The following is a 22,145-nucleotide window of genomic DNA, read 5'->3' as shown; positions in this document are numbered from 1 at the left end:
GGTCATGCCCGTGCTCCCCACCCTGAGGCGCGCCGCCGCCGTCCTCCTGCTCGCCGCCGCCACGCTGTACGCGGCCCCCGCGCACCCCGCGGCCGCCGACGAGCCCGGCTGGACCGCCGAGCCCGCCGCCGGAGCGGCGGCCACCGCCCGCCCGTACTTCTACCTGGCCGGCGCCCCCGGCACCGTGCTGGAGGACCGCCTCGCCCTGGCCAACACCACCGACCAGGAGCGCACCATCACGCTGCGCGGCGCCGACGCCTACAACACGGCCGACGGCGCCTTCGCGGTCCGCCCGGCGGCACCCGGCGCCGGAGCCACCGGAGCCACCGGAGCCGCCGGAGCCACCGGGGCTGGCTCCTGGATCAGCTTCGGGGCCGCCACCACCGTGAAGGTCCCGCCCCGCACCCGCGCCGTGGTCCCCTTCACCCTCACCGTGCCGCCCGCGTCCCCGCCCGGCGACCATCCCGCCGCCGTGATCGCCACCGAGGGCGGCCACGAGGTCGGCGTACGCGTCCACCTGCGGGTCGGCGGCCCCACCCTGGCCGCCCTCACGGTCGAGGACGTCGCCGTACGGGGCCGGGGCGCGGCCGCCGTCATCGCCTACACCCTCGTCAACCGCGGCAACGTGGCCCTCGCCCCCGAGCTCCGGATCCGCGCCGAGGCCCTCGTCGGCGAGGTGTCCGACCCGCCCCGCGGCCGCGCCCTGCCGGTGGAACTGCTCCCCGGCCAGCGGGTGGAGCTCACCGAGCCCTGGCCCGGCGCCCCGGCCCTCGACCGGGTCCGCGTCACCCTCACCGTGACCGCCCCCGGCGGCGCCCGCGCGGTGGCCACCGGCTCGCGCTGGCTCGTCCCTTGGGGCCTGGCCGGCTGGGCCGGGGCCGGCCTGCCGGGCCTCGGCGCGGCCACCGCCGCCGCGCTGTACCTCGTACGCCGCCGCCGTCGGCGGCCCGTACCGGCCCTGGGCCCGGCGCCGGACGTGCCGTCGGCGGCCGGACCGACGACCCCTGCACCGCACCACGAACTGACGGGAGCCGCCAGGTGAGAAGAGTCGGAGCCCTGCTGGCCGCGGGGCTGGCGGTGTGCGCCCTCGCCCTGTTCCCCACGGGCCCGGCCGCCGCCGCCGAGGGCAAGCCGGCCGTGGGGCTCTCGCTCCAGGAGGCGGCCAAGGGCACCGGGATCACCGTCACCGGTACCGGCTGGCCGGCCAAGACGCTGGTGATGCTGCTGGTCTGCGGCCAGAACATGATCGGCGGCACCAACAGCTGTGCCAACGCCGACGGCGCCGCCGTCTCGGTCGCCGCCGACGGGAGCTTCACCGGCCGGCTGCCCGTGGTGGCACCGCCCAAGCCGTGCCCCTGCATCGTCAACGTCACCTCCGTCAACGGCGACCAGTCCACCGTCGCGACCCCCCTGAAGATCACCGACCACCCGGTCGCCGAGCTGCCCGCCGAATCCGGCACGGCCCGCCTCGCGATGCTCACCGGGGTCCGGCTGGAGGGCGAGGACGGGGTGCTGACCTGGTTCGGCGCCCCGCCCGCCCGGAAGTTCAAGGTCACCGTCGGCAATCTCGGCCCGGTCCCGGTCAAGGACCCGGTCTTCCAGCTCGGCACCGCGCACGGGGTGTTCGCCCCGCTGTGGGAGGAGGCCCGCTGGAAGGGCACCATCCCGCCCGGCGGCAAGGCGGAGATCGCGCTCGACGCGGGCCTCGCCGCCGGCGCCCACGGCGACTACACGATCTCCCTCAAGTACGGCGAGACCGTGGTGGCCACGCAGCCCTGGGGCGTGGACCGCCCGTACGGGGTGCTGCTCTTCTGGGGCCTGCTCCTGCTGGTGATCCCGGCCGCGGTCTTCCGCATCGGCATGGCGATCGTCGACCGGGTGCGGCCGCGCGCCGCGCCCGCCGCCGGCCGCCACCGCGGTACGCGGCCCCTGGAGGCGGCCGCGGCAGCGGCCTCCGCCGTGACGGCCCGGCTGCCGAGGATCCCGGCCCTGCGGCCCCCCGAGCCGGCCCCGGGACCCGACCGCCCGGAGCGGTCCCCCCAGACCACCACGGCGGTCCTGCCGTGGTTCACCCCGGACAGCGCGCCGGGCACAGCACCACAGGCGTCCGCACCGTCTGAGAACCGTTCGACGACGAAGGGACATTCGTGAATACCCAACGGAGGGTGAGCGCGGCCGTGATCGCGCTGCTGCTCGGCGGCGCCGGTATCGCCATCGGAGCCACTCCCGCCCAGGCCGCGGAGACCAAGTTCAACGTCAAGTGCGTTCCCCCGGCCGGGGGCGGCAGTCCGGTGGAGGGCGAGACCACCGCCAAGGTCACCGCTCCCGCCTCGGCGAAGGTCGGCGACGAGGTCGACGTGTCCTGGGAGACGGTGAAGCCGGCCTCGAACAACACGGACCTGATGGACATCCCGCAGGACGCGGTCCAGCCCACCGGCTGGATCACCGTGGGCGGCGGTGGCGGTGAGCTGAAGGTCGTCGGCGAGAAGAAGAATCCGCCGATCCCGAAGAAGGCGCCCATGGTGATGTCCGTGATGAAGGGCAAGCTGAAGCTCACCAAGGCCGGGAAGATCACGCTGACCCCCGGCAAGTACGACGTGGCCGTCACCTTCTCCTTCGGCACGTTCGTCACCAAGTGCGCCCCGACCGGCAGCGTGGGCGTCGGGGCCACCATCGACGTGGCGGCCGGCTCCAGCGGCGGTACGACGACCGGCGGTACCACCACGGGCGGTTCCACCACCACCGGCGGTACCACCACGGGCGGTTCCACGACCACCGGCGGCTCCACGACCACCTCGGGCGGCTCCGCCTCCGGCGGCGGGGGCGGCCAGACCGACTTCCCGGGCAAGGCGGTCGAGGTGGCCTTCGACTGCGGGCCGGTCGTCCCGGGGGGCATCAAGACCCCGGTCACGATCAACGCGAAGAAGAACGGCGGCAGCTACGACCTGACGGTCAAGACCGCCAAGGGTGCGATGGCGGCGCCCATGGCCCTGCCCGCGGGAGCCCTCAAGCCCTCGATGGACGTGAAGCTCGGCGGGGCGGACAGCGGCACGGCCAAGGTCTCCGGCCCGGCCAACGCGGAGCCGATCCCGGACAAGGCCCCGGTCAGCCTCAGCGACATGACCGGCACCTACAAGCCCGGGAAGAGCGGCAAGGTGACGCTGAGCCCGGACCAGCTGACGATCGACGTCACGATGGCCCCCGGCGCCACCCCGATCAACGTCCCCTGCAAGGCGACGAGCAGCGGGGTCTCGCTGGAACTGGACACCGCCGCGCAGCCGGGCGGCTCCGGTTCCTCCACGGCCTCCGGCAGCGGAACCCCGGGCGGCCTCGCCGAGACCGGCGCGGAGGACGAGGGCGGCATCAAGGCCCTGGCCCTGGTCGCCGGCACGGTGATCCTGCTCGGGGGCGCGGTGTTCACCTTCACCCCGTGGCGCCGCCTGCGCGGCACCCGCTGACACGCGAACGGCCCGGCACACCTTCCGGTGTGCCGGGCCGTTCCGTCGTACGGGGCGCGAACGCGTCAGCCCATGCCGCCCATCAGGGCGTTGACCTTCTTGCGGTACATGAAGATCGCGAGGCCGGCGAGCGTCGCGGCGATCGCCTGGAAGAGAATGACCCCGACGCCGTTCAGCTGCACGTCGGCCAGACCCATCAGACCCGTGATGCAGTCACCGGCGGTGACTGCCAGGAACCAGACGCCCATCATCTGGGAGCCGTACTTCTGCGGCGCCATCTTCGTGGTGACCGACAGGCCGACCGGGGAGAGGCACAGCTCCGCGAGGGTGTGCATCAGGAAGATGAGCACCAGCCACCACATGGTGACCTTGGTGTCGTTGCCGGCGGTCTGGCCCAGCGGCAGGGCGAAGACGAAGAACGAGGCGCCGATGATGACCAGGGCCACCGAGAACTTCACGATGGTGCTGGGCTCGCGGTTGCGGCGGGCCAGGGCCACCCACGCGGCGGCGAAGACCGGGGCCAGGGCCACCACGAAGAGCGGGTTCAGCGACTGGAAGATGGTGGTCGGGACTTCCCAGCCGAACAGGGCGCGCTCGGAGTTCTTGTCACCGAAGAGCGAGAGGGTCGAACCGCCCTGGTCGTAGATCATCCAGAAGACGGCGGCGGCCACGAAGAACCAGATGTAGGCGCTCATCCGGGTCTGCTCGACGGTGGACAGGTCCTTGTCCCGCTTGATGCGCACGAGGACGGCGACCGGGATGATCAGACCGGCGATGGTGATCGGGTACAGCGCCCACTTGATGGTGAACATGTCCGCGGCGACCACGGCGCCGTAGAAGACGGCGATGGCGGCCAGGACGGCGAGGGCCTTGACGATCACGGCCTTGCGCTCGGCCGCGGACAGCGGGTTCGGGACGATGCTGCTCTGCGGGCTCAGGGTGCGGCCTGCGAGCAGGTAGACCACCAGGCCGACGGCCATGCCGACGGCGGCGAGCGCGAAGCCGAGGTGCCAGTTCACGAGCTCGCCGACCATGCCGATGCCGACCGGTGCGAGCAGGGCACCCACGTTGATGCCGATGTAGAAGATCGTGAAGCCGCTGTCACGGCGCGGGTCGTCCACGCCCTTGTACAGGTGGCCGACCATCGTGGAGATGTTGGCCTTCAGCAGACCGGAGCCGACCGCGACCAGCAGCAGGCCGACGAAGAACGCCATCTGACCGGGCAGCGCGAGCGATACGTGGCCCGCCATGATCACGACACCGGCGATGGCGACCGTCTTGCGGGCGCCCCAGACGCGGTCACCGAACCAGCCGCCGGGCATGGCCATCAGGTAGACCATGGCCACGTAGACGGAGTAGATCGCCGTGGCCGTCGCCGCAGTGAAGCCGAGGCCACCGCCCTGGCTGCCGGTCGCGGCGTCGACACCGCCGGAGACCAAGTACAGGACGAGAAGCGCACGCATGCCGTAGTAGGAGAAGCGCTCCCACATCTCGGTCATGAACAGCGTGGCCAGGCCGATCGGGTGGCCGAGGAGGGTCTTCTCGTGAGCGGGGCTCGGAGAAGCCGTCGTCAGGCTGGAAGCCATGGTCGATCCTTGCTTGCTCGGGACGCATCGGCTTCGTGAGCTCATCCGCGCCCGGTGGGGGGTGGCCGGCACCGGCGGACGGATCTCCCACCCCACGCCTCGGGGCCCGCCCCACGGGGGTGGGGGCGGAAGGACATCCGTAACCGGGATCCACGCCCGCCCGCGCAGTCATCACGCGAGGGGCCCGGCCAACAGGTCATTCACTGTCGTCAAGACGGGCCGGCTCGGTCCTTGTGGGGACCGTCCGTCCGGTTCAGGACAGAAATAGAGACCTTCGTGCTGCTTTTCGGCACAAAGGTCCCTGAGGTATTGCATCAGGCGTCTCGCCACCATACGACACGACACTGCGGCATATGAAAGGACTTGAGAGATGGATCACAAGGCGCGCCGGGAACCGTTCGGTCATATTCGAAGGCGCTTAGTAGTTCATAAGCCCAGATAGAGAGGGGTCTTCCCGCAGGCCTCTGGTTTCAGCCGCCGCGGACTACCATCACCCACATGACGCGTGTACTGCTCGCCGAGGACGACGCATCCATCTCGGAGCCCCTGGCCCGCGCCCTGCGCCGGGAGGGGTACGAGGTCGAGGTCCGGGAGGACGGCCCCACCGCCCTGGACGCGGGACTGCAGGGCGGCGTCGATCTCGTCGTCCTCGACCTGGGGCTGCCCGGTATGGACGGCCTGGAGGTCGCCCGCCGGCTGCGCGCCGAGGGCCACGGCTTCCCCATCCTGGTCCTCACCGCCCGGGCGGACGAGGTCGACACGGTCGTCGGCCTGGACGCCGGCGCCGACGACTACGTGACCAAGCCCTTCCGCCTGGCCGAACTGCTCGCCCGGGTCCGGGCCCTGCTCCGGCGCGGCGCCACCGAGGCCCTCCAGCCCCCCGCCACCCACGGCGTGCGGATCGACGTCGAATCGCACCGGGCCTGGATGGGGGAGGAGGAGCTCCAGCTCACGGCCAAGGAGTTCGACCTGCTGCGGGTCCTGGTCCGCGACGCGGGCCGGGTCGTCACCCGCGACCAGCTCATGCGCGAGGTCTGGGACACCACGTGGTGGTCCTCCACCAAGACCCTCGACATGCACATCTCCTGGCTGCGCAAGAAGCTGGGCGACGACGCCGCCAACCCCCGCTACATCGCCACCGTGCGCGGCGTCGGTTTCCGCTTCGAGAAGAGCTGACCGCCTCCTGCGGCTCCACCTGGGGCATGCTCTAGGGCATGCGCCGCCGCCTCATCAACTCCACGCTCGCCGTGGTGCTCGTCGTGATCGCCGTCTTCGGGGTCTCCCTCGTCATCGTGGAGACCCGGACCATCACCAGCAGCGCCCAGGACCGCATCGAGTCCGAGGCGCTGCGGCTCGTGGGCATCGTCGAGGCGAACGTCCTGGAGAAGAAGCCGATCGACCCCCTGGCCCTCGGCGAGCAGCTGGACTCCGGCCACCACGCGCGGATCACCGTCCCCGGCCAGCCGGCCGTGGAGGTGGGCGCCCCGATCCCCGACAGTGTGATCCGCGGCACCGCCCGCGGGGAGCAGGGCGAGGTCGTGGTCGTCGAGGAGTCCCGCTCCACCGTGACCCGCGAGGTCGGGCGGACCCTGGCCGTGGTCGGGGCGGTGGCCCTGCTGGCCGTCGTGGCGGCCGTCCTGCTCGCCGTACGGCAGGCCAACCGGCTGACGTCCCCGCTCACCGACCTGGCCGAGACGGCGGAGCGGCTCGGATCGGGCGACCCGCGGCCCCGGCACAAGCGGTACGGGGTCCCCGAGCTGGACCGGGTCGCGGACGTGCTGGACTCCAGCGCCGAGCGGATCGGCCGGATGCTGACGGCCGAGCGGCGCCTGGCCGCGGACGCCTCCCACCAGCTGCGCACCCCGCTCACCGCGCTCTCCATGCGGCTGGAGGAGATCACCGTCACCGACGACCTGGCGACCGTCCGGGAGGAGGCGACGATCGCCCTGACCCAGGTGGAGCGGCTCACGGACGTGGTGCAGCGGCTGCTCACGAACTCGCGGGACCCGCGCACGGGCTCGGCGGTCCCCTTCGACCTGGACGAGGTCGTCAAGCAGCAGGTCGAGGAGTGGCGGCCGGCCTACCGCAGCGCGGGCCGGGCCATCGTGCGCTCCGGACGGCAGGGCGTACGGGCCGTCGGCACCCCGGGCGCGGTCTCGCAGGTGCTGGCCACCCTGGTGGAGAACGCCCTGATGCACGGCGGCGGCACGGTCGCGCTGCGCACCCGGGTGATTGGCAACCAGGCGGTGCTGGAGGTCACGGACGAGGGACCGGGCGTCCCGCCGGACCTCGGCAACCGGATCTTCGAGCGGGCCATCAGCGGCCGCAACTCCACCGGGATCGGCCTCGCCGTGGCCCGGGACCTCGCGGAGGCGGACGGCGGACGCCTGGAGCTGCTCCAGACGCAGCCTCCGGTGTTCGCGCTCTTCCTCAGCCGGACGGCGCCGGAGGGGGCCGAACCTCAGACCACGGTCCGCTAGTGCTGTGACCGGGGCTGCCGAGCGGTGCTAGTTGTTCGCGGGTGCCGGCTCGGGCACCGGATCCGGCCTGCGGTCCGGCTTCGGCAGGGGCGCCGGCTCCGGCATCGGCTCGGCCGGCTCCGCCGGCGCGGGCAGGGCCTTGAAGACCCAGGTCCGGTACGACCAGAAGCGGAACACGGTGGCGGTCCCGATGCCGATGAACTTGAACACGTTGCTGGCGACCGGGCCGTCCCAGCCGAACCCGTAGGTGGCGGTGTAGAGGACACCGCTCTCGATGACCAGGCCGATGCCGCTGAACACGGCGAACAGGGCGAGCTCGCGGGTGCGGCCGCTCTTGGCGCGGTCCCGGTAGGTGAAGTAGCGGAAGCCGATGTAGTTCGTGGCGATGGCCACGACGGTGGCTATCACGCTCGCGCGCACCACCTGCAGGTCGGTGGTGTTGCGGATCAGGTTGAAGACGCCCAGGTTGACCAGGACACCCAGACCGCCGACCGCCCCGAACTTGGCCACCTCTCGTACGAGGCCGCGTACACGTTCGACGACAGATCCGCCAGGCGTGCTCATCAGTAGGTCAGTCCTGTCGGTCACCGCCCGCTTACGGGGCGTCCGGTGTTCTCCGTCAACCCACCCATGCTAAGTGTCCCCCCTGCGCTCCGTCTGTGCCTTCCAGCACCCTGCGACGCACGGCACACGGGCAGATCGGGCCAGGGGCACGTCCGGATGGCGGAATACCGGCGGATACCCTGGAGGAGTGACGTTCCCGGTAGTCGGTATGGTCGGCGGCGGCCAGCTCGCCCGCATGACCCACGAGGCGGGCATCCCCCTCGGCATCAGATTCAAGCTCCTCAGTGACACCCCGCAGGACTCGGCGGCCCAGGTCGTGAGCGATGTCGTCATCGGCGACTATCGCGACCTGGAGACGTTGCGTGCCTTCGCGCGCGGCTGTGACGTGATCACCTTCGACCACGAGCATGTACCCATGGAGCACCTTCGGGCCCTGGAAGCGGACGGCATCCCCGTCCGCCCGGGGCCCGACGCTTTGGTGCACGCCCAGGACAAGGGGGTGATGCGCGCCAAGCTCGACGAGATCGGCGCGCCCAGCCCCCGCCACCGGATCGTGAGCGATCCGGACGACGTGGCCGCCTTCGCGGAAGAGGTGGGCGGCTTCCCCGTCATCCTCAAGACCGTGCGGGGCGGGTACGACGGCAAGGGGGTGTGGTTCGTCCGCACCCCCGAGGACGCGGCCGCCCCCTTCAAGGCGGGCGTCCCGGTCCTCGCCGAGGAGAAGGTCGACTTCGTCCGCGAGCTCGCGGCGAACATCGTCCGCTCCCCGCACGGCCAGGCGGTGGCCTACCCCGTGGTCGAGTCCCGTCAGGTGGACGGCGTCTGCGACACGGTGATCGCCCCGGCCCCGGACCTCTCGGAGGCCCTCGCGGGCGAGGCCCAGACCCTCGCCCTGCGCATCGCCGGGGAACTCGGCGTGACCGGCCACCTGGCCGTGGAGCTGTTCGAGACCACCGACGGCCGGATCCTGGTCAACGAACTGGCGATGCGCCCGCACAACAGCGGCCACTGGACCCAGGACGGGGCCGTCACCTCACAGTTCGCCAACCACGTACGGGCGGTCCTGGACCTCCCGCTGGGCGACCCGCGCCCCCGCGCCAAGTGGACGGTCATGGCGAACGTGCTGGGCGGGGACTACCCCGACATGTACGCGGCGTACCTGCACTGCATGGCGCACGATCCCCAGCTGAAGATCCACATGTACGGCAAGGACGTGAAACACGGTCGCAAGGTCGGCCACGTCAACACCTACGGCGACGATCTGGACGATGTGCTGGAGCGCGCACGCCACGCTGCCGACTACCTCAGAGGAACGGTCACCGCATGAGCACCACCGCCGCAGCCCCCGTCATCGGCATCGTCATGGGCTCCGACTCGGACTGGCCCGTCATGGAGGCGGCCGCCCAGGCCCTGGACGAGTTCGAGATCTCTTACGAGGTCGACGTCGTCTCCGCCCACCGGATGCCGCGCGAGATGATCGCGTACGGGGAGCGGGCCGCCGACCGCGGGCTGAAGGCGATCATCGCGGGCGCGGGCGGAGCCGCCCACCTGCCCGGCATGCTCGCCTCGGTCACCCCGCTGCCGGTCATCGGTGTGCCGGTGCCGCTGAAGTACCTGGACGGCATGGACTCGCTGATGTCGATCGTCCAGATGCCGGCCGGGGTTCCCGTCGCCACCGTCTCGATCGCCGGGGCGCGCAACGCGGGCCTGCTGGCCGTACGGATGCTGGCCGCCCACGACACGGAGCTGCTGGCCCGCATGAACGACTTCCTGCAGGAGCTCAACGACCAGGCCACCGAGAAGGGCAAGCGGCTGCGTACGAAGGTCGCGAGCGCGGAGTCCTTCGGGTTCGGCAAGTGAGCGCGGCGCAGCGTCTGGACGAGGCGCGCGAGCTGCTGGCCGAACACCCCGTCGTGGACGGCCACAACGACCTGCCCTGGGCGCTGCGCGAGCAGGTGCGGTACGACCTGGCGCGCCGCGACATCGCGGGCGACCAGTCCGCCCACCTGCACACCGACATCCCCCGGCTGCGCGCCGGCGGGGTCGGCGCCCAGTTCTGGTCCGTCTACGTGCGTTCCGACTACGCCGGAGACGAGGCGGTCAGCGCCACCCTGGAGCAGATCGACGTCGTCGCCCAGCTGATCGACCGTTACCCCGGCGACCTCGTACGGGCGCTGACGGCGGACGACATGGAGGCGGCCCGCGCCGACGGCCGGATCGCCTCGCTGATGGGTGCCGAGGGCGGCCACTCCATCAACAACTCGCTGGCCACCCTGCGCGCCCTGCACCAGCTGGGCGTGCGGTACATGACGCTCACACACAACGACACGATCGACTGGGCGGACTCGGCCACCGACGAGCCCCGGCACGGCGGTCTGACCGACTTCGGCCGCGAGGTCGTCCGCGAGATGAACCGCGTCGGCATGCTGGTCGACCTCTCGCACGTCGCGGCGACGACGATGCGGGACGCGATCGAGGTGTCGGCCGCTCCGGTGGTCTTCTCGCACTCCTCGGCCCGGGCGGTCTGCGACCACCCGCGCAACATCCCCGACGACGTGCTGGCGATGCTGCCGGGCAACGGAGGGGTGGCGATGGCCACCTTCGTGCCGAAGTTCATCCTCCCGGCGGCCGTCGAGTGGACCCTGGCCGCGGACGAGAACCTGCGGGCGCACGGTCTCCACCACCTGGACACCACCCCCGAGGCGATGGCCCTGCACCGGGCCTTCGAGAAGGCGCGCCCGCGCCCGGTGGCCACGGCCGCGACGGTGGCCGACCACCTGGACCACATGCGCGAGGTGGCCGGCATCGACCACATCGGCATCGGCGGGGACTACGACGGCACGGCCTTCACCCCGTCCGGCCTGGACGACGTGGCGGGCTACCCGAACCTCGTCGCCGAGCTGCTCACGCGCGGCTGGTCCAAGGCCGACCTGGCGAAGCTGACCTGGACCAACGCGGTACGCGTGCTGCGCGACGCGGAGTCGGTGGCCCGCGACCTGTCGGCCTCCCGGGGCCCGTCGAACGTGGTGATCGGCTAGCGGACGCGGTGCCCGGCGGGCGCGGTGACAGGGTGTGACCTGCGGGTTCACTCGAACGCTGCGTCCGCCGGGCGGTCCTGCGCTCCCGCGTGTCACGGTGGCACCATCTCTCCCTGCTGCCGCCGAGACCGGAGCGAATGCCATGGCCGACCTGCAGGATGAACCCCACTCCGTGGGCATCGGAGCCGAAGACCTCCCCGCACCCGCGGTAGCGGTGGCGGCGGGCTCCCTCGACCGGGCCGTCGCGCTGCTGGCCGTCCATCCCGTGGCCGACGGGTGCAACACCCTGGTACGGACCCTGCACCAGAGTCCGTACCACGACATCGAAACCTCGGACACGGGTGTGGACACCGACATCCCGCGGCTGCGCGCCGGGGGAGTGGGGGCGCAGTTCTGGTCCCTGCTCGTGCCGTCGGCGCAGGCGTGCGAGGACGCCCCCGGTGACCAGGTGCTCTCCGACACGCTGGACCAGATCGACACGGCGCTGACCCTGATGCGCCGCTACCCCGACAGCCTCTGCCTGGCCCTCAGCGCCGACGACCTGGCGGACGCCCGCAACCGGGGCCGCATCGCCTCGTTCCTGGGCCCGGTGCCCGGCCGCACGCTGACCGGCTCCCTGGGCGCGCTGCGCGCCTTCCACGCGCTGGGCGTACGGATCCTCGCGCCCGCGGGAGCGCCCTGGGCGCAGGAGGAGCTGACGGCCTTCGGCCACGAGGTGGTCCGCGAGGCGAACCGGCTGGCGATCCTGCTGGACCTCACGGGCTGCCCCCCGACGGTCGCCTGCCGGCTCGCGGGGGCCTCCAAGGCCCCGGTGATCATCTCGAACACGGCCGCGGCCTCGCTGAACCCGCATCCGGGGAACGTGACCGACGAGGTCCTGGCCGCGCTGCGGGAGGCCAACGGCCTGGCGATGGTCACCTTCGACACCGCGCGCACCGGGGATTCCCTGCACGCGGTGGCGGACCACCTGGACCACGTACGGGCGATCGCGGGCCCGCACGGCGTCGGACTCGGCGCCACCTTCGGCACCGGACCGGGCCACCCCCGTCCGACGGGCCTGACCGACCCCTCGGGCTATCCGCGGCTGATCGCGGAGCTGCTGGAGCGCGGCTGGCCGGAGTCCGAGGTGGCCCTGCTGACCTGGGGCAACGCCCAGCGTGTGCTGCGCGACGCGGAGTTCACCTCCCGCGCCGCCCAACACCGCCGCTGAGTCGGCCCCGGACTCCCAGCCCCGCCGGCGTTTGAGGCGCTCTCCTCAGCCCCGCCGGCGATTGAGGCGTGGGGTCCGGGGGCAGCGCCCCGGCAACGGCGCCGCACCGGCAGCCCGGATCCGCACCCCACCCCGGCCGGAGGGCTAGGCGCGCGGGCGGCCCATCGCGCGGTAGGTCCAGCCCGCGGCACGCCACCGCACCGGGTCCAGCGCGTTGCGGCCGTCCAGGACGAGCCGGTCGGTCACCACACCGGCCAGCTCCGCCGGGTCGAGGTCACGGAACTCGCGCCACTCGGTGAGGTGCAGGACGACCTCCGCGCCCCGGGCCGCCGCCAGCGCGGAGTCCGCGTAGCCGAGGGTCGGGAAGAGGCGGCGGGCGTTGTCCATGCCCTTGGGGTCGTAGACGGTGACCTGGCCGCCCTGGAGGTGGATCTGCCCGGCCACGTTCAGCGCGGGGGAGTCCCGTACGTCGTCGGAGTCCGGCTTGAAGGTGGCTCCGAGCACGGCGACCCGCTTGCCCAGGAACGAACCGCCCACGGCCTCCCGGGCCAGCTCGACCATGTGCCCGCGGCGCCGCATGTTGATGGAGTCGACCTCGCGCAGGAAGGTCAGTGCCTGGTCGGCGCCCAGCTCACCGGCGCGCGCCATGAAGGCCCGGATGTCCTTGGGCAGGCAGCCGCCGCCGAAGCCGATACCGGCGCGCAGGAACTTCGCGCCGATCCGCTCGTCGTAGCCGATCGCCTCCGCCAGCTTGACCACGTCGCCGCCGGCGGCCTCGCAGACCTCCGCCATCGCGTTGATGAAGGAGATCTTGGTGGCGAGGAAGGAGTTCGCGGCGGTCTTCACCAGCTCCGCGGTCGGGAAGTCGGTGACCACCAGCGGGGTCCCCTCCGACATCGGCGTCTCGTACACCTCGCGCAGCAGCTTCTCGGCGCGCTCGCCCTGGACGCCGATCACGATCCGGTCCGGGTGCAGGGTGTCGTCCACCGCGAAGCCCTCCCGCAGGAACTCCGGGTTCCAGGCCAGCTCCACGTCCGCGCCCGCCGGGGCCAGCTCCGTGAGCTTCACCGCGAGCCGCTCCGCCGAGCCCACCGGCACCGTGGACTTGCCGACCACCAGGACCGGCCGCGTCAGGTGCGGGGCCAGCGAGGCCATCGCGGAGTCCACGTAGGACATGTCGCAGGCGTACTCGCCGTGCTTCTGCGGGGTGTTCACACAGACGAAGTGGACGTCACCGAAGGCGCCGACCTCCTCCCAGGAGGTCGTGAAGCGCAGCCGCCCGGTCGAGCACGGCAGCCCGGCCACGTGCTTGGCCAGCAGTTCCTCCAGCCCGGGCTCGTACATCGGGACCCGGCCCGAGGCCAGCATCCCGATCTTCTCGGGCACCACGTCCAGGCCCAGCACCTCGAAGCCCAGCTCCGCCATCGCGGCGGCGTGGGTCGCACCGAGGTAACCGGTGCCGATCACAGTGATCCTGAGGGGGGCCATGGGTGCTCCAGAGGTGCGGGGCCGTTTGCGGCCACTGAGCATAGTCGGGCCCACCAGCGGGGACGTTCCTCAGGAGACCACCGCTGTCACCCATCTCACGTGGTCCGTCCATATCGCCATCCGTGACCGGACCACTAGGCTTGGGTTACTTAACGGTAGTTAGCATCACGCATCATCCTGGGGAGTGAGAGATCTTGGCGGGTTCTGCCGACTTCGACCTGTACCGCCCGGCCGAGGAGCACGACATGCTCCGCGAGTCGGTCCGCTCGCTCGCCGAGGCGAAGATCCTGCCGTTCGCCGCCGCGGTCGACGAGGAATCCCGCTTCCCGCAGGAGGCCCTGGACGCCCTGGTCTCCAGCGACCTGCACGCCGTCCACGTGCCCGAGACCTACGGCGGCGCGGGCGCCGACGCCCTCGCCACCGTGATCGTGATCGAGGAGGTGGCCCGTGTCTGCGCCTCCTCCTCCCTCATCCCGGCCGTGAACAAGCTCGGCTCGCTCCCGGTGATCCTCTCCGGTTCCGAGGAGCTCAAGGCCAAGTACCTCGGCCCGCTGGCCAAGGGCGACGCGATGTTCTCGTACGCGCTCTCCGAGCCGGACGCGGGCTCCGACGCCGCCGGCATGAAGACCCGCGCCGTGCGCGACGGGGACTTCTGGGTGCTCAACGGCGTCAAGCGCTGGATCACCAACGCGGGCGTCTCCGAGTACTACACGGTCATGGCCGTCACCGACCCCGAGAAGCGCTCCAAGGGCATCAGCGCCTTCGTCGTGGAGAAGAGCGACGAGGGCGTCTCCTTCGGCGCCCCGGAGAAGAAGCTCGGCATCAAGGGCTCCCCGACGCGCGAGGTCTACCTCGACAACGTCCGGATCCCGGCCGACCGCATGATCGGCGCCGAGGGCACCGGCTTCGCCACCGCGATGAAGACCCTGGACCACACCCGCATCACCATCGCGGCCCAGGCACTCGGCATCGCCCAGGGCGCCCTGGACTACGCCAAGGGCTACGTCCAGGAGCGCAAGCAGTTCGGCAAGCCGATCGGCGACTTCCAGGGCGTGCAGTTCATGCTCGCGGACATGGCCATGAAGATCGAGGCCGCCCGCCAGCTGACGTACTCGGCGGCGGCCCGCTCGGAGCGCGTCTCCGGCGGCGGCCCCCACGAGGACCTCACCTTCTTCGGCGCCGCGGCCAAGTGCTTCGCCTCCGACGTGGCCATGGAGGTCACCACGGACGCCGTCCAGCTCCTCGGCGGTTACGGCTACACCCGTGACTACCCGGTGGAGCGCATGATGCGCGATGCCAAGATCACCCAGATCTACGAGGGCACCAACCAGGTCCAGCGGATCGTCATGGCCCGCAACCTGCCGTAGCGGGTGCCTGACCTGCAGCGACGCGAACTCCCCCGGCACGGGGCCGGGGGACGTTCGCGCAGGGGGCGGCGGGCTAGGCTGTGCGGCTGTCAGCCGTAGGCGCGCAGGTGGGGCGGAAACAAACATGTTCACGGAACGCCAGATATCGGCGATGCTCGGGCAGATCGCCCGCCAGGACGTCGTCGAGATCGGCCCGGAGCAGGCCGCCGGCCGGGCGGCCGCCCTGGCCCACGTCGCGGAGCAGTACGGCTACGCGTACGACCGGGCGGACCGCACGGGGCACAACGACATGCAGATCCTGGTGCGGATGTACCGGGACCCGCACCCCGGCGCGCGAGCCCGTGAAGCGGCGACCATCGCCGCCCACCCGCAGGCCGGCAACGGCGGGACGGTGCCGGGCATGCGGCCGGGGACGGTCAAGCCGCTCCCCGAAGCGCAGGAGGCCGTGGCCCGGCTGAAGGACAGGATCATGCTCGACGTCCTGGCCCAGGCCGCGGGCAAGCGGCAGAAGGCGTTCGCCTGGGGATGGGTCGCAGTCCTGGTCCTCATGCTGCTCGTCCTCGGGATGCCGGTCGCCGCGCTGGCCGGCGGGGCGGTGCTCGCGGCGTTGCTGGCAGGCGCCTTCAAGATGGGCGCGATCCGACGGCAGCGGATCGCCCGGAGGCTGACGGACGCCGGTTTCGTCCCGGTCTCGGACGAGTACGGCAGGCAGCGCTTTCTGGAGCCGGGCCGGCAACTGCCCGGCCACGTCAATCCGTTCGCCTCCTGACAGGTCGAACAACACCGTCATTTCATGACACATCGAGTGCGGCGAACCCACGGGTGCGCGCACCGGTGGACACATCCGGCTCCGGCCTTGGGACGCCCCCCGGATGGGCTAAATTTGGACCTTCGTACGCCGGAATCGGTTGGGGAGAACGCAATGACGGAAGCGATCCTGCTGGTCGGCGGACAAGGGACGCGCCTGCGCCCCGTGACGGTGAACACGCCCAAGCCGATGGTTCCCACGGCCGGTGTCCCGTTCCTCGCCCACCAGATAGCCAGGGCCGCCGCCGCCGGTGTCACGCACATCGTGATGGCCACCTGCTACCTCGCCGAGGTCTTCGAGCCCTACTTCGGCGACGGATCCGACTTCGGCCTCAGCCTCGAATACGTGGTCGAGGACGAGCCCCTCGGGACCGGCGGCGCCATCCGCAACGCCGGAGCGCGCCTGACCGGCGGCCCGGACTCCTCCGTCCTCGTCTTCAACGGCGACATCCTCACCGGCCTGGACATCGCCGGGCTGGTCGAGTCCCACAAGGCGGCCGACGCCGACGTCTCCCTGCACCTGGTCCGGGTCGATGACCCGCGCGCCTTCGGCCTGGTCCCCACCGACTCCGAGGGGCGGGTGCTGGCCTTCACCGAGAAGCCGCAGACCCCCGAGGAGATCATCACCGACCAGATCAACGCCGGCTGCTACGTCTTCCGCCGCAGCGTGATCGACTCCATCCCGGCCGGCCGCCCGGTCTCCGTCGAGCGCGAGACCTTCCCGGGCCTCCTCGCCGCCGGGGCCAAGCTGCACGGCGTCACCGAGAACACCTACTGGATGGACCTCGGCAAGCCCGAGTCGATCATCCAGGCCTCCGCCGACCTCGTACGCGGCGTGGTCTCCTCCCCGGCCGTCCCCGGACGCCGCGGCGAGTCCCTGGTCCTGCCCGGCGCCGAGGTGGCGGCCGGGGCCAAGCTGTCCGGGGGCACCGTCGTGGGCGCGGGCGCCCGGATCGAGGCTGGAGCGGTCGTCCAGGGCTCCATCGTCCTCGACGGCGCCGTCATCGGCCCGGACGCCCAGGTGAACGCCAGCCTGATCGGCGCCCGCGCCTCGGTCGGCGCGCGGACCGTCCTGGACGCCGCCGTCATCGGCGACGGCGCCGCCGTGGGAGCCGACAACGAACTGCGCGCCGGCGCCCGCGTGTGGTGCGAGGCGCAGCTTCCCGCCGCCGCCATCCGCTTCTCCCCGGACGCCTGACCGGAGGTCCGGTCCCGGACCGGGTCCCGGCCCGGGGAGGGGAGTACGGCCGACGGGCCGCACTCCCTCACCGCCGTCAGTTACCGCGGACGGTGACCTTCTCGTCGTTCTGGATCTGCTTCACCAGCTGCTGCACCTTCGCCTTGTCCCAGACGAGGTTGCCACCGCGCTGGCCGGAGATCGGCATGTTCATCGACACGCCGTCACCGCCGTTGACGCCCTTCATCGCGAAGAACATCTGGCCCATGTCGTACAGGCCCATGTCCTTGTCCACGATGAGGGTGTCCAGGCCCGCGCCCAGCATCGGGTAGAGCGCGAACGGGTTGAGGATCGTCGACGGCGTCGCGGCCTGGCTCGCCAGCGCCGACAGGAACTTCTGCTGGTTCTTCGTGCGCTGCAGGTCGGACTCGGCGAAGGCGTACCGGGTCCGTACGAAGGCCAGGGACTGCTCGCCGTTCAGGGTCTGCTTGCCGGCCTTGAAGTCGGCGCCCGACTTCTCGTCCTTGAAGCCCTCCTCGATGTTCAGCTCCACACCGCCCAGCGCGTCCACGATGTTCGCGAAGCCGGCGAAGCCGATCTCCGCGTAGTGGTCGATGCGCAGGCCCGTGTTGTGCTCCACCGTCCGCACCAGCAGCTCGGGGCCGTCCTCCGCGTACGCGGCGTTGAGCTTGACCCGGCGCCCCTGGGCGGGGAACGTCTTGCCGGACTGCGAGCCCACGAAGGACGGGATCTCCACGTCCGAGTCGCGGGGCAGCGAGATCATGGTGTTCCCGCTGGAGCACTTCGCCAGGATCATCATCGAGTCGGTCCGCTTGCCCTCGGCCGAGCCGGTGTGCAGCTTCTTCTTCTCCTCGGCGGACATCCCCTCGCGGCTGTCGGAGCCCACGATCAGGTACGTCGTGCAGTCGCCCTCCTTCGGGCGCTCGATGACCTTGGAGAGGTCCACCTCGCGGCGCACCTTGGAGTCGGCCCAGAAATAGGTGGAGACCGAGGTCACCAGCAGCGCGGAGACCAGCACGATCGAGCCGACCTTGATCCGCTTGCGCCAGTCCGGGGCGGGGCCGGGCGCACGCCCGGGGCGGCCGGATCCGGACGGCCCGCCGGGGCCTCCCGGCCCGCCCGGTCCGCCGCTCTGCGGAGCCCCGTAGACCTGGCCGGTGTTGTAGCCGCTGTCGTAACCGCCGTACGTGTCGTGGCCGCCCGCCTGCTGCGGGGGTACGCCGTACGCCGGCGGCGGGCCCGCCGGGCGCTGCGGGCGCGGGGGCTGCGCGGGCCGAGGAGGCTGCTGCGGCTGCGGCTGCCGCTGGATGTGCCGCATCCGCTGCGCACCCTCGGGCTGCGGCTGCGCGCTGCCGCGCCCGTACGCGTCGTCACGACCTTCTGGCCAGTCATTCATGCGCCCAAGAATGCCTGCCCGGGTGCGTGCTCCGACAGCCCGGTCCGCATTCCGTTCCGCTGCTGTTGCAGAGCTGATGCCTCACTGACCCATCTCGGGGGTGTCCTGCCGGTGGTCGGGCCGGACTCGCGGTCCGGCCCGACCGACAAGACACCCTAAGGTGTCCGTATGACACAGATACCGGGCGAGCTGCCCGGGAAGCCCACCGCAGCCTCCCGGACGACCCTCAGCCACATCATGACCGCCAACGACACCAACCTCCTCGGAACGGTGCACGGCGGCGTGATCATGAAGCTGGTGGACGACGCGGCGGGCGCCGTGGCCGGCCGCCACTCCGGCGGCCCGGCGGTCACCGCCTCCATGGACGAGATGGTCTTCCTCGCGCCCGTGCGCGTGGGCGACCTCGTCCACGTGAAGGCCCAGTGCAACTGGACCGGCCGCTCCTCCATGGAGATCGGCGTACGCGTCCTCGCGGAGCGGTGGAACGAGTCCACCCCCGCCACCCAGGTCGGCACCGCCTACCTCGTCTTCGCCGCGGTCGACGCCGACGGCAAGCCCCGCGAGGTCCCGCCCGTCCTCCCGGAGACCGAACAGGACGAGCGGCGCTACCAGGAGGCCCAGATCCGCCGCACCCACCGGCTCGCCCGCCGCCAGGCGATCATGGCGCTGCGCGAGGAGCGGGCGGCCCAGGGCTTCGACGACTGACGCCCCACCCGTCCCGGATCCTCAGTCCCCGCAGACCACCTGGTCGCCGGTGACCACCCCGAAGGTGCCCTGGTAGGGGTCCTCGGCGCGCACCGGCACCACCTTGCGGTAGTCCGCGCCCGCGACCACCAGCACCGTCCGGCCCTGGCCCGCCACCGCCCGCAGCTCGCTGCCCGGCAGCGCGGTCGCCACCGACCGGGCGGAGCGGTCCCAGCGGGGGTCGTACGTGATCACCGTGCGCTTGACCTCGCGGCTGGCGCCGTTGCCCGGGGCCTGGGTGGTGTCGAAGCCGGTGGCGCGCAGCGCGGCGTCGACCCGCCCGCCCAGTCCGTCGATCCGGGTGCCGTTCTCCACCTGGACCCGGACCTGGCGCGGGGGCACGTCCACGGGCACCGCCGCGGGCGGGCCGCCGTCGGCCTTCCCGGGCCGGGCGGGGGCCAGCGGCCGGTCCTCGCGCAGCGCCTCGAACAGCTTGGCCGCCTTCGGCTCGTCCCACTTCACGGTGGACCCGATGCCCTTGACGGGGAAGGAGGGGCTGCCGATGGGCACCGAGGCGAACTCCGAGGAGGACGGGGTGAAGTCCCGCATCGCCTGCCCGAGGGCCAGCATCTGCTCCGAGCCGAAGCCCTTGTCGGCCCGCACGGAGCCGAGGAGGGTGGAGCTGACCTCCTTGAACTTCACCGGGTTCAGCAGCACCCCGCCCCCGGTCGCCTGCTTGATCAGGGCGGCGATGAACCGCTGCTGGCGCTGCATCCGGCCGAGGTCGGAGGCCCCGTCGATGTGGCGCGAGCGCACGTACTGCAGGGACTGTCCGCCGCTGAGGCGGTGACTGCCCGGCAGCAGGTCGAGGCCTGTGTTGCGGTCCCGCATGGTCTTGGCCGTGCAGATCTCCACGCCGCCCATCGCGTCGACCGTCTTCATGAAGCTGGTGAAGTCGACCTCCAGGTAGTGGTCGATCTTCACCCGGGTCATGTTCTCCACCGTCCGCACGGTGAGGTTGGGCCCGCCCTCCGCGTACGCCGCGTTCAGCCGTACGGGATGCGCCTTGTGCGCCTTGCCGGTGACGAGGTCCCGGTGCGCGGGCACCTCGGCGTAGCTGTCACGGGGCAGGCTGATCACACTGGCCCGCTCCTTGTCGGCCGACAGGTGCACCAGCATGATCGTGTCCGTGCAGTGGCAGGGCGCGCCGCCCAGGCGGTACTCGCGCTTCTCCTCCGAGGAGATCTTCTCCCGCCCGTCGGTGCCCACCAGCAGGAAGTTGAGGCCGTGTCCGGCCTGCGGGCGGTTCTTCATGTCCTTGAACGGGTCCACCCGATCGATCCCGGTGTCCAGGCCGGTCATCACGGCGTGCCCGACGGCCCCGGAGCCGAGCACCGCCACCGACAGCCCGGCCGCGAGCCGTACGCCCCACCGGGGTCGCCCGTCCCGGTGCCGGGCGGGACCGCCTCCGCCGCGTCGGGCGCGCTGCGGCCGTGGCGGCCCTTCGGGACGGGCGGGACGGTGCGGCTGGGGCACGGTGGACACCTCCGCGGGGGCAGCAGGGAGACCGGTCGGGACACTGGCCGGCCGGATCAGCTGATTCGGCAGAACAGTAGGCCCATACGATCAGCTGCTGTCCTTACCGGTCGCTCGGCGCGCACCCGGTTCCCCCGTACGCGGTAACGTGACACCGATACCCGACCTTGAAGGACCACATGCCCGCCCAGCAGCCCGCAGTCTCGGTGATCATGCCGGTGCTCGACGAGGAGCACTACCTCCGCGATTCCGTCCGCCACATCCTGGAACAGGAGTACGCGGGCGAGATGGAGGTGGTGATCGCACTCGGGCCGTCCACGGACCGCACCGACGAGATCGCCGCCGAACTCGTCGCCGAGGATCCCCGAGTCCACACCGTCCCGAACCCCACCGGCCGGACCCCGGCGGCGCTCAACGCCGCCATCAAGGCCTCGCGCCACCCGATCGTGGTACGCGTCGACGGCCACGGCATGCTTTCGCCGAACTACATCGCCACCGCCGTCCGCCTCCTGGAGGAGACCGGCGCCCAGAACGTCGGCGGCATCATGCACGCCGAGGGCGAGAACGCCTGGGAAGAGGCCGTCGCCGCCGCGATGACCTCGAAGATCGGTGTCGGCAACGCGCCGTTCCACACCGGCGGCCAGGCGGGACCGGCCGAGACCGTGTACCTCGGAGTCTTCCGCCGCGAGGCGCTGGAACAGCAGGGCGGCTACAACGAGGAGTTCATCCGCGCCCAGGACTGGGAGCTGAACTTCCGCATCCGCGAGGCCGGCGGTCTGATCTGGTTCTCGCCGGAGCTGATGGTCCAGTACCGTCCGCGCCGCTCCGTACGGGCCCTGGCCAAGCAGTACAAGGACTACGGGCGCTGGCGGCACGTGGTGGCCCGCTACCACTCGGGCTCCATCAACCTGCGCTACCTGGCCCCGCCGACCCTCGTCTGCGCGATCGCCGCGAGCGTGGTCGTGGGCGTGACCGTCACCCCCCTGGGCTTCGCCCTCCCGGCCGGCTATCTCGCGGCGATCACCGCGGGCTCCGTGCCGGCGGGCAAGGGGCTCGGGCTCAAGGCCCGGGCGCAGATCCCCGTCGCCCTGGCGACCATGCACCTGAGCTGGGGCTTCGGCTTCCTGACCAGCCCGCGGGCCCTGGCGAACAAGGTCATCGCGAGCCGCCGTCCGGCCGTGCACCGGGACTCCTCGCAGGTCTGAGACGTACGAAGGGGCCCGGCCCGGGGGGGGGGGGGGCGCCCCCCCCCCCGGGGGGGGCCCCGGGGGGGGGGGGGGGCCCCGGGGAGGCCGGGGGGGGCGGCCCGGGCGGCCCCCAGGGGTGGGCCGTG

At 71.9% G+C, this 22,145-nt stretch carries 19 protein-coding genes; 14 read left to right on the top strand and 5 right to left on the bottom strand.

What is annotated here, in order from left to right; genetic code table 11:
• Window positions 1–4: 4 nt before the first annotated feature.
• From ACFY04_RS38400 to ACFY04_RS38390, 3 genes are read left to right on the top strand one after another with little or no spacing between them, the layout of a single operon-like run.
• Complete coding sequence (locus ACFY04_RS38400; protein ID WP_389124653.1) at window positions 5–1,042, top strand: hypothetical protein; 1,038 nt, start codon at window positions 5–7, stop codon at window positions 1,040–1,042.
• Entirely contained in the window at window positions 1,039–2,151 is a 1,113-nt protein-coding gene (locus ACFY04_RS38395) for a hypothetical protein (RefSeq protein ID WP_389124650.1), read from the top strand. Before ACFY04_RS38400 ends, ACFY04_RS38395 begins: the two co-directional genes overlap by 4 nt.
• 14 nt (window positions 2,152–2,165) lie before the next feature.
• Complete coding sequence (locus ACFY04_RS38390) at window positions 2,166–3,458, top strand: hypothetical protein (protein ID WP_389124647.1); 1,293 nt, start codon at window positions 2,166–2,168, stop codon at window positions 3,456–3,458.
• Window positions 3,459–3,523: 65 nt separating this feature from the next.
• Here the strand turns inward: ACFY04_RS38390 and ACFY04_RS38385 are convergent, their stop codons facing one another.
• Window positions 3,524–5,044 (bottom strand): peptide MFS transporter, encoded by a 1,521-nt coding sequence (locus ACFY04_RS38385; RefSeq protein WP_389124645.1) that lies wholly within the window; start codon window positions 5,042–5,044, stop codon window positions 3,524–3,526.
• Between the two features lie 498 nt (window positions 5,045–5,542).
• Here ACFY04_RS38385 and ACFY04_RS38380 point away from each other — a divergent pair, with 498 nt between their 5' ends.
• Both ACFY04_RS38380 and ACFY04_RS38375 read left to right on the top strand, forming a co-directional pair.
• Window positions 5,543–6,220, top strand: coding sequence for a response regulator transcription factor (locus ACFY04_RS38380; RefSeq protein ID WP_030724697.1), 678 nt, complete (start codon window positions 5,543–5,545; stop codon window positions 6,218–6,220).
• Window positions 6,221–6,258: 38 nt separating this feature from the next.
• Window positions 6,259–7,524, top strand: coding sequence for an ATP-binding protein (locus tag ACFY04_RS38375; RefSeq protein ID WP_389124642.1), 1,266 nt, complete (start codon window positions 6,259–6,261; stop codon window positions 7,522–7,524).
• A gap of 27 nt (window positions 7,525–7,551) precedes the next feature.
• On the opposite strand, the gene ACFY04_RS38370 is transcribed toward ACFY04_RS38375, so the two are convergent.
• Window positions 7,552–8,088 (bottom strand): GtrA family protein, encoded by a 537-nt coding sequence (locus tag ACFY04_RS38370; RefSeq protein WP_389124639.1) that lies wholly within the window; start codon window positions 8,086–8,088, stop codon window positions 7,552–7,554.
• 187 nt (window positions 8,089–8,275) lie between these two features.
• Between ACFY04_RS38370 and ACFY04_RS38365 the strand changes: the two genes are divergently transcribed.
• The 4 genes from ACFY04_RS38365 to ACFY04_RS38350 all read left to right on the top strand — a co-directional run bounded on the left by ACFY04_RS38365 (window position 8,276) and on the right by ACFY04_RS38350 (window position 12,336).
• Window positions 8,276–9,415: a 5-(carboxyamino)imidazole ribonucleotide synthase gene (locus ACFY04_RS38365; protein ID WP_389124636.1), complete on the top strand. Its 1,140-nt coding sequence runs from the start codon at window positions 8,276–8,278 to the stop codon at window positions 9,413–9,415.
• On the top strand, window positions 9,412–9,948 hold the full coding sequence (purE, locus tag ACFY04_RS38360) for a 5-(carboxyamino)imidazole ribonucleotide mutase (protein WP_389124634.1): 537 nt from the start codon (window positions 9,412–9,414) through the stop codon (window positions 9,946–9,948). The genes ACFY04_RS38365 and purE overlap by 4 nt, the downstream gene beginning before the upstream one ends.
• Complete coding sequence (locus ACFY04_RS38355) at window positions 9,945–11,126, top strand: dipeptidase (RefSeq protein WP_389124631.1); 1,182 nt, start codon at window positions 9,945–9,947, stop codon at window positions 11,124–11,126. The genes purE and ACFY04_RS38355 overlap by 4 nt, the downstream gene beginning before the upstream one ends.
• Window positions 11,127–11,268: 142 nt before the next feature.
• Window positions 11,269–12,336 (top strand): membrane dipeptidase, encoded by a 1,068-nt coding sequence (locus tag ACFY04_RS38350; protein ID WP_389124628.1) that lies wholly within the window; start codon window positions 11,269–11,271, stop codon window positions 12,334–12,336.
• 144 nt (window positions 12,337–12,480) lie between these two features.
• On the opposite strand, the gene ACFY04_RS38345 is transcribed toward ACFY04_RS38350, so the two are convergent.
• Window positions 12,481–13,824 (bottom strand): UDP-glucose dehydrogenase family protein, encoded by a 1,344-nt coding sequence (locus ACFY04_RS38345; protein ID WP_389124625.1) that lies wholly within the window; start codon window positions 13,822–13,824, stop codon window positions 12,481–12,483.
• A 194-nt stretch (window positions 13,825–14,018) separates the two neighbouring features.
• On the opposite strand from ACFY04_RS38345, the gene ACFY04_RS38340 reads away from it, so the two are divergent.
• The 3 genes from ACFY04_RS38340 (at window position 14,019) to ACFY04_RS38330 (ending at window position 17,196) form a co-directional block, all read left to right on the top strand.
• Window positions 14,019–15,191 carry an acyl-CoA dehydrogenase family protein gene (locus ACFY04_RS38340; RefSeq protein ID WP_389124622.1) on the top strand — a complete coding sequence of 391 codons (1,173 nt, stop codon included), beginning with the start codon at window positions 14,019–14,021 and terminating at the stop codon, window positions 15,189–15,191.
• Between the two features lie 124 nt (window positions 15,192–15,315).
• Window positions 15,316–15,960 (top strand): hypothetical protein, encoded by a 645-nt coding sequence (locus ACFY04_RS38335; protein WP_389124620.1) that lies wholly within the window; start codon window positions 15,316–15,318, stop codon window positions 15,958–15,960.
• Window positions 15,961–16,113: 153 nt separating this feature from the next.
• Entirely contained in the window at window positions 16,114–17,196 is a 1,083-nt protein-coding gene (locus tag ACFY04_RS38330) for a sugar phosphate nucleotidyltransferase (protein WP_389124618.1), read from the top strand.
• A gap of 76 nt (window positions 17,197–17,272) precedes the next feature.
• On the opposite strand, the gene ACFY04_RS38325 is transcribed toward ACFY04_RS38330, so the two are convergent.
• Complete coding sequence (locus ACFY04_RS38325) at window positions 17,273–18,592, bottom strand: LCP family protein (protein ID WP_389124615.1); 1,320 nt, start codon at window positions 18,590–18,592, stop codon at window positions 17,273–17,275.
• Between the two features lie 168 nt (window positions 18,593–18,760).
• Between ACFY04_RS38325 and ACFY04_RS38320 the strand changes: the two genes are divergently transcribed.
• Complete coding sequence (locus tag ACFY04_RS38320; RefSeq protein WP_389124612.1) at window positions 18,761–19,297, top strand: acyl-CoA thioesterase; 537 nt, start codon at window positions 18,761–18,763, stop codon at window positions 19,295–19,297.
• A gap of 21 nt (window positions 19,298–19,318) precedes the next feature.
• Here ACFY04_RS38320 and ACFY04_RS38315 read toward each other — a convergent pair whose 3' ends face one another.
• Window positions 19,319–20,812 carry an LCP family protein gene (locus tag ACFY04_RS38315; RefSeq protein WP_389124610.1) on the bottom strand — a complete coding sequence of 498 codons (1,494 nt, stop codon included), beginning with the start codon at window positions 20,810–20,812 and terminating at the stop codon, window positions 19,319–19,321.
• A gap of 179 nt (window positions 20,813–20,991) precedes the next feature.
• Here ACFY04_RS38315 and ACFY04_RS38310 point away from each other — a divergent pair, with 179 nt between their 5' ends.
• Complete coding sequence (locus ACFY04_RS38310) at window positions 20,992–22,017, top strand: glycosyltransferase family 2 protein (RefSeq protein ID WP_389124608.1); 1,026 nt, start codon at window positions 20,992–20,994, stop codon at window positions 22,015–22,017.
• The last annotated feature ends 128 nt before the right edge of the window (window positions 22,018–22,145 follow it).

Source organism: Streptomyces sp. NPDC001549, from assembly GCF_042894025.1.
In the GTDB taxonomy this organism is placed as follows: domain Bacteria; phylum Actinomycetota; class Actinomycetes; order Streptomycetales; family Streptomycetaceae; genus Streptomyces; species Streptomyces kutzneri.
This window is presented reverse-complemented; position numbering and strand designations above follow the sequence as displayed.